The sequence below is a fragment of the Amycolatopsis pretoriensis genome (genome assembly GCF_900107925.1).
Taxonomy (GTDB): Bacteria; Actinomycetota; Actinomycetes; order Mycobacteriales; family Pseudonocardiaceae; genus Amycolatopsis; species Amycolatopsis pretoriensis.
Genome location: NZ_FNUJ01000019.1, coordinates 106,213 through 113,283 on the forward strand (window position 1 = coordinate 106,213; position 7,071 = coordinate 113,283).

General features: G+C 71.3%; 5 protein-coding genes and 1 pseudogene. 4 read left to right on the forward strand and 2 right to left on the reverse strand.

The window, feature by feature from the left end; genetic code table 11:
• Nucleotides 1–259: 259 nt before the first annotated feature.
• The 4 genes from BLV96_RS47670 to BLV96_RS47685 are packed head-to-tail and all read left to right on the forward strand — an operon-like array spanning nucleotide 260 to nucleotide 5,422.
• Nucleotides 260–1,912 (forward strand): AMP-binding protein, encoded by a 1,653-nt coding sequence (locus BLV96_RS47670; RefSeq protein WP_086671351.1) that lies wholly within the window; start codon nucleotides 260–262, stop codon nucleotides 1,910–1,912.
• A 5-nt stretch (nucleotides 1,913–1,917) separates the two neighbouring features.
• Complete coding sequence (locus tag BLV96_RS47675; protein WP_086671370.1) at nucleotides 1,918–2,898, forward strand: phosphotriesterase family protein; 981 nt, start codon at nucleotides 1,918–1,920, stop codon at nucleotides 2,896–2,898.
• A 14-nt stretch (nucleotides 2,899–2,912) separates the two neighbouring features.
• Nucleotides 2,913–3,536, forward strand: coding sequence for a TetR/AcrR family transcriptional regulator (locus BLV96_RS47680; RefSeq protein WP_086671353.1), 624 nt, complete (start codon nucleotides 2,913–2,915; stop codon nucleotides 3,534–3,536).
• Nucleotides 3,533–5,422 carry a hypothetical protein gene (locus BLV96_RS47685; protein ID WP_086671355.1) on the forward strand — a complete coding sequence of 630 codons (1,890 nt, stop codon included), beginning with the start codon at nucleotides 3,533–3,535 and terminating at the stop codon, nucleotides 5,420–5,422. The genes BLV96_RS47680 and BLV96_RS47685 overlap by 4 nt, the downstream gene beginning before the upstream one ends.
• On the opposite strand, the gene BLV96_RS47690 is transcribed toward BLV96_RS47685, so the two are convergent.
• Both BLV96_RS47690 and BLV96_RS51135 read right to left on the reverse strand, forming a co-directional pair.
• On the reverse strand, nucleotides 5,419–6,291 hold the full coding sequence (locus tag BLV96_RS47690; RefSeq protein ID WP_086671358.1) for an alpha/beta fold hydrolase: 873 nt from the start codon (nucleotides 6,289–6,291) through the stop codon (nucleotides 5,419–5,421). The two genes, BLV96_RS47685 and BLV96_RS47690, sit on opposite strands and share 4 nt — an antisense overlap.
• Before the next feature lie 275 nt (nucleotides 6,292–6,566).
• Nucleotides 6,567–7,071: pseudogene (locus tag BLV96_RS51135) on the reverse strand (transposase family protein); the annotation flags it as partial.

Below are 7,071 nucleotides of genomic sequence, written 5' to 3' on the forward strand. Positions count from 1 at the left end.
AGAGGGTCCACACGGGCAGCGCGCGGTTGTTCCGAATGGCGCGGCCGAGTGGGCCGCGAAGGTCATCGTGGCTGCTCCGACCTCGATTTGTCCAGGAAAAAAGGTAATCGGAGAGATGCTGAACCATTCCGAACCGGGGTCCGTATTACGCGGTGAAAGGCGGCTTCTGCGATTCCCGCGAAGCCGGGTCTTGACGTGGACCGCCCCGGCCTCCTAGCGTCGCCATACCGACCGGTCGGTGTCCAAGGGAGGTCACTGGATGAGCTGGTACGACGCGAAGCCCTGGCTCGCGAGCTACGACGAACGCGTGCGGGACGCGGAACCGGCCCGGCCGACGACGCTGCCGGAGTCGTTCCGCCGCGCCGTGGACGACGGGCCCGACCGGGCGGCGATCGCGTACTTCGACGCGCGGCTGAGCTACCGAGAAGTCGACGAGCTCTCCGACGGCTTCGCGCGCTACCTGACGCAGAACGGCTTCGCGCGCGGCGACCGGCTCGCCCTGGTGCTGCAGAACATCCCGCAGTTCGTGATCGCGTTGCTCGGCGCGTGGAAGGCCGGCGGCATCGTCGTGCCGGTCAACCCGATGTACCGCGAGCGCGAGCTCACCCACGTCTTCACCGACGCCGGCGTCAAGGCGGTCGTCTGCTCGCAGCGCGGCTGGAACGCCTACATCGGCGAGACGGCCGCGGCCACCGGCGTCGGCATCACGCTCACCACCAGCGAACTCGAGTTCCAGACCCGCGACGACGAGCGCGTCCTGGCCGAGGTCGAGAAGGAGGAGACGCCGGGCGCGACCGAACTCCTCGAAGCCGCCGCCACGCCGGGCCCGAAGCCGCCGGAGCCCGCGTTCGCGCTCGACGACACCGCGCTGATCAGCTACACCTCCGGCACCAGCGGCACGCCGAAGGGCGCCACCAACACCCACGGCAACGTGGGCACCAACGCCGCCGGGCTCGGGTCGTTCAGCGGCCTTCCCGCCGGCTCGACGCTCTTCGGGCTCGCGCCGCTGTTCCACATCACCGGCATGGTCTGCGAAGTCGGCTCCGCGATCGACATCGGCGGCACCCTCGCCCTCGCCTACCGCTTCGAGCCGGGGGTCGTGCTCGACGCGTTCCTCGAGCACCGGCCGTCGTACACGGTCGGGCCGTCGACGGCCTACATGGCGCTGATGGCGCACCCGTCCTTCAGCCGCGACCACTTCGCGTCCTTCGCCCTGCTCTACTCCGGGGGCGCCGCGCTGCCGCCCGCCGTCGTCGAGGCCTTCCGCGCGAAGACCGGGCACTACATCCACAACGGCTACGGCCTCACCGAGACCACCGCCGGCTGCGTCGTCGTCCCCGGCACGCTTGAAGCGCCGATCGACCCGGAGTCCGGCACGATCTCGATCGGCCTGCCGGTGCCGGACACGATCGTCCGCATCCTCGGCGAAAACGGCGAAGAGCTGCCGTTCGGGCAGGCGGGCGAGATCGCCGTCGAGGGCCCGATGGTCGTCTCCGGCTACTGGAACCGGCCCGACGCCACCGCCGAGGCGCTGCCCGGCGGCCGGCTGCTCACCGGCGACATCGGGTTCATGGACGAGCGCGGCTGGGTCTACGTCGTCGACCGCAAGAAGGACATGATCAACGCGTCCGGCTTCAAGGTCTGGCCGCGCGAGGTCGAAGACGTCCTGTACACGCACCCGGCGGTCCGCGAGGCCGCCGTCGTCGGGATCGCCGACGAATACCGCGGCGAGACGGTCAAGGCGTACGTCAGCCCGGCGCCGGGCGCGACCGCCGACCCCGCGGAACTGGTCGCGTGGTGCAAGGAACGGCTCGCCGCCTACAAGTACCCGCGCACCATCGAGGTGCTCGCCGAGCTGCCGAAGACCACCAGCGGCAAGATCCTCCGCCGCGAACTGAGGGCGCGGGGGTAGTGGACGTGGTCGAGACGGTCCGCGGCCCGATCGAGCCGGAAGCGCTGGGCCGGGTGCTCATGCACGAGCACCTCTTCGTGCTGAGCCCCGAGTTCGTCGCCAATTACCCGGAGCACGAGGGGTTCAAGGAGGACGAGCACGTCCCGGAGGCGATCCGGCGGCTCAAGGAGCTGAAGGACGCGGGGATCGACACGATCGTCGACCCGACGGTGATCGGGCTCGGCCGCTACATCCCGCGCGTGCAGCGGGTCGCCGCCGAGGTCGAGGTCAACATCGTCGTCGCGACCGGGCTCTACACCTACAACGACGTGCCGCACTACCTGCACTTCCGCGGGCCCGGCACGATGCTGCAGGGCGAGGACCCGCTCGTCGGGATGTTCGTCGGCGACCTCCGCGAGGGCATCGCGGGCACCGGCGTCAAGGCGGGGCTGCTCAAGTGCGCGACCGACGAGCCGGGCGTGACGCCCGGCGTCGAGCGCGTGCTGCGCGCGGTCGCGAAGGCGCACGTCGAGACCGGCGCGCCGATCATGACCCACACGCACGCGGGCACCCGGCGGGGCCTGGAGCAGCAGGCGATCTTCGCGGACGAGGGCGTCGACTTGAATCGCGTCCTGGTCGGGCACTCCGGCGACTCGACCGACCTCGGGTACCTGACCGAGCTGGCCGACCGCGGGTCGCTGCTCGGCATGGACCGGTTCGGCCTCGACCTGCTGCTGCCGTTCGAGGAGCGCGTGAACACGGTCGCGGCGATGTGCGAACGCGGGTACGCGGGCAGCATGGTGCTCTCGCACGACGCGTCCTGCTACATCGACTGGCTGCCGTCGGACCAGCTGCCTGTGCTGACGCCGAACTGGCACTACCTGCACATCACCCGGGACGTGCTGCCCGCGCTGCGCGAGCGCGGGGTGTCCGAAACGGACATCACGACCATGCTGGTGGACAACCCGCGGCGGTTCCTGTCGTGGCGTTATCCTGGTGCGTCCTGAGAGGGGGTACTGCGGTGACCCGAGCAAGCACCCGCAAGCCGGGCGAAGCGGGCGGCGACGACCAGGCCGCCGTGCCCCGGCGGCTGCTGGAGCACGCCACGAAGCTGTTCGCCAAGAAGGGCTTCGACCGGACGTCGGTCCAGGAGATCGTCGAGGCCGCGGGCGTCACCAAGGGCGCGATGTACCACTACTTCGGCTCGAAGGACGACCTGCTCTACGAGATCTACGCGCGCGTCCTGCGCGAGCAGACCCGCCAGCTGGAGAGCGTCGCCTCATCGGCGGCCCCGCTGCGCGAACGCCTCGGCGCCGCCGCGTCCGACGTCGTGGTGTCCAGCATCGACAACCTCGACGACAACACGATCTTCCTGCAGTCGATGCACCAGCTCTCCCCGGACAAGCAGAAGGCCGTCCGCGCCGAGCGCCGCAAGTACCACGAACGCTTCCGCGGCCTGGTCGAGGAAGGCCAGGCATCGGGGGAGTTCCGCACGGACAAGCCGGCCGACGTGGTCGTCGACTTCTTCTTCGGCTCGGTCCACCACCTGGGATCGTGGTACCGCCGCGGCGGGACGCTCTCGGCCCGCCAGGTCGGTGACCACTACGCGGACCTGCTGCTGGACGCCCTGCGGCCACCCGGGTGACGCTGCCCGTCCTCGGCAAGCTGACCGGAGCGGAGCGGGAACTGGTCGACGCGGCCCGGAGCGGTCTCGCCTACGTGACCGACGCCCCGGTGCGGGCCGCGGTCCTGCGCGAGCTGCTGCTGGGCCTGCGTGGTCCGGTGGACCCGCGCGGGGTGCGCGTCGGGGGCGCCCGGATCGCCGGGACCCTGAACCTGGACCACGTCGACGCGCTGGCAGGGCTGGCCCTGGTCGACTGCGTGGTCGTGAACCCGATCTCCGCCCGGGCCGCGACACTGCCGTGGCTCGACCTGTCAGGCGGCCGCGTCGCCGGGTTCGACGGCACCGGCGTCCGGATCGGCCACGACCTCGACCTCACCGGCGTGCGCGCGACCGGCTCCGGCGACTTCGGCGTGATCTGCCTGCGCGACGCGCGGGTCGACGGCCTGGTCGTCTTCGCCCGCGCGGAGATCCGCAGCACCGACGGCCCCGCGCTGTACCTCGACGACCTCGAGTGCCGGGCGCTCAGGGGCGTCGGCCTGCGAGCCACCGGCACCGGCGAGAGCGGCGCGATCCGCCTGCTCGGCGCGCGCGTTTCCGGAGAGGTCTTCCTCGGCGAAGCGGCGCTCACCAACGAGTCCGGGCCGGTGGTGCACGCCGACAGCGCGGTGGTCGGCGGCGACCTGAACCTGGCCGCCGCCGTCGTGACCGGTGGCGGCGACGCGGGCGCGCTCCGCCTGCTCGGCGCCCGGGTCGGCGGTCAGCTCGACCTCGGCGAAGCCGAGCTGGTGAACGACAGCGGCCCGGCCGTCGGCGCCGACCGCCTCCGGGCCGGTGGCCTGTACGGCACGGGCGTCACCGTGACGGGAGCGTTTTCGCTGCTCAACGCCCGGATCGACGGCCAGGTCAACCTCGGCGGCGCGGCGCTCGTCAACCCCCGCGGCCGCGCGTTGAGCGCCGACAGTGCCCGGATCGAGGGCAGCGTCCACGCCGCCGGGCTGCGGGCGAGCGGGCCGGTGTCCCTGATCGGCGCGCACGTGACGGGCGACCTCCACCTGGCCGGCACCGAACTCGCCGGCGACGAGGATCCGGCGCTAGTCGGCGCCCGGCTCCGGGTCGACGGCACCCTGCGCCTGTCCGGGCTGACCGCGACCGGCGCGATCCACCTCGCGGGCGCGCACATCGGTGGCGAACTCACCTTGACCGGGGCGGAGATCGCCGCCACCGGGACCGTCCTCGACCTCGAGGCCGCCGTGGTCGACGGACCGGTCTTCGTCCCGCCGGGCATCGGTCGCGTGGACCTCGACGGTTTCCGGTTCGGCTCGCTCGGCGACGTCACCTGGCGCGAGTGGCTGACCTTGATCCGTTCGCACGCCGCCACGTACCGGCCGGGGCCGTACCAGCAGCTGGCGACGGCCGAACGCGCCGCCGGGCACGACGGGAACGCGCGGCAGATCCTCATCGCCCAGCAGCGGGACCTGCACCGGCGGGCGCCGAAGGCCATCGGTGGCTGGCCCGCCCGGCGGTTCCACTGGCTGTGGGGCTTCCTCGCCGGCTACGGCTACCGCGCCCGGCAGACCGCGGCCGCGTTGCTGCTCGCGGTGGTCGCGGCCGGAGGACTGGGGCTGTGGGCCGGGCACGTCGGCAGCGGTGGGCACCGCGCGGCCGAGCGGACGGCGGACCTCACGGCCGCGACCGGCACGCCGTGCACGACGGTGGAACTGATCGGCGTCGGCCTCGATCGGGGGCTGCCGCTGTCACCCGGGGTGCGCGGGCGCTGCGACCTCAACACCGGCATCGCCGCCGGGCAGTGGTTCACGGTGGCGATCTGGCTGGTCCAGGCCGCGATCTGGGCGCTGGCCACGCTGGCGCTCGTCGGCTACACGGGCCTGGTCCGCAAGACCGGCTAGTGGCGCCGGAGGTGGTCCAGCAGGAGGGCGATGACCTCGTCGGGGGCCTCCATCGCCATCCACTGGCTCGCGCCTTCGATGATCTGGAAGCGGTACTCCGCGTCGATGTGGTGGACGGTCAGCTCGGCGGCGCTTTGGCCGAGGTAGGGGTCCTCGCTGCCCCAGAGGTAGAGCGTCGGCACGGTGATGCGGCCCGCCGGGACGTCGAAAACGTCGTTGGTGGCGCCGCGGTACCAATTCAGCGTCGCGGTCAGGGCACCCGGTTCGGAAAGGCGTTCGACGGTCCGTTCGATGATTTCGACCGGAATCCGGCGATTGTAGACAGCGCGTAATTGCGCGGCTTCGTCGCGTAAGAGGAATTTCTCGGCTTTGCCGACGCCCCGGCGGAAGAAGCGGATGTAGCCGAGGTCGTGGAACTGCCCGTCGTCGGTGGCGGCGGCGCGCTGCAGGGCCGACGGGTGCGGGGTGGAGAGCACGGTCAGCGACCGCAGCCGGTGCGGGTGCGCGGTGGCCAGCGCCCAGGCGACCATGCCGCCCCAGTCGCGCGCGACCAGGTGGAACCGGTCGGCGCCCTGGCTGTCGGCGAAGGCGAGCGCGTCGCCGACGAGGTGCTCGATGGAATAGTGCTCGACGCCCTCGGGCCGCGCATCGCGGGCGTACCCGCGCTGGTCGACGGCGAGGGCCCGGTAGCCGGCCTCACCGAGCGCGTGCAGCTGCTCGGTCCAGGATTCGGCGAATTCGGGCCAACCGTGCAGGAGCAGGACGAGTTCGCCGGAGACGGGCCCGGCGGCGAGCGCGCTGTACCGATGCCCGCCGGCTTCGACGGTCAATTCTTCCAGCGCTTCCGTCGGTGCGACGGCGAATTCCATGGCGCCCAGGCTAGATCCCGCCGGGTGGTGAGAACCATGGGAACGGGGGCACTTTTGCCACCCTTTTGCCCGGCGAGTGGTGTGGCTCACAGGATTTTCGCTCAGATGAGCGAAAATTCGGAAGAAAAGCCGAAGGAGATTCACGAACCTGGCCCGATGCGCCCCAAGGCGGTCTTGGGTGCGTCAGACGCACCGAAGGCCACATTGGGTGCGTGTGACACACCGAAGGCCACATTGGGTGCGTGTGACGCACCGAAGGCCACATTGAGGTTTTCTCAGTAGCGGCCCTGGTGTTCGTGGTGGGTCTGGACGAGGGCTGCTTGGACGATCGCGCCGATGCGGTGTGGGCAGAGGCTGATGCGGTGCAGGGCTGACCAGCGGGTTTTGAGGATGGCCATGGCGCGTTCGCCGAGGGCCCGCGCGCGGGATTGCAGCAGGTTGTAAACCCGCTGCCGGGCATTGAGCAGGGGCTGAGCTGCGGTTTTCTTGGCCGGTGTGCGGATGCCGATCCCGGCTGCGTGGTAGGCCTTGTCGGCCAGGGTCGGCAGGCCTGCGGCTGCGGCGGCGGTCAACGCGCCGGTGATGCCCAGGTCGCGGGCGGCGGAGAAGGTCGTTGCGGGAGCCGGGCAGCACTGGGGAGACCCAGAGCGGGAACCCGTCTGGGGTGGCCAGGAACTGCACGTTCCCGCCGAAGCTGCGGTGTTTGCCGGAGTACCACAGATGCACCGTGGCTCCCCGGTTCGTGCCTTTGGTTTTGATCGTGGTCGCCGCGACCCGGTC

Bases quoted from the DNA above. Each gene is read 5' to 3' on its own strand.
- BLV96_RS47670 (WP_086671351.1), top strand. From the start codon at position 260: ATGAGCTGGTACGACGCGAAGCCCTGGCTCGCGAGCTACGACGAACGC.
- BLV96_RS47690 (WP_086671358.1), bottom strand. From the start codon at position 6,291: ATGGAATTCGCCGTCGCACCGACGGAAGCGCTGGAAGAATTGACCGTC.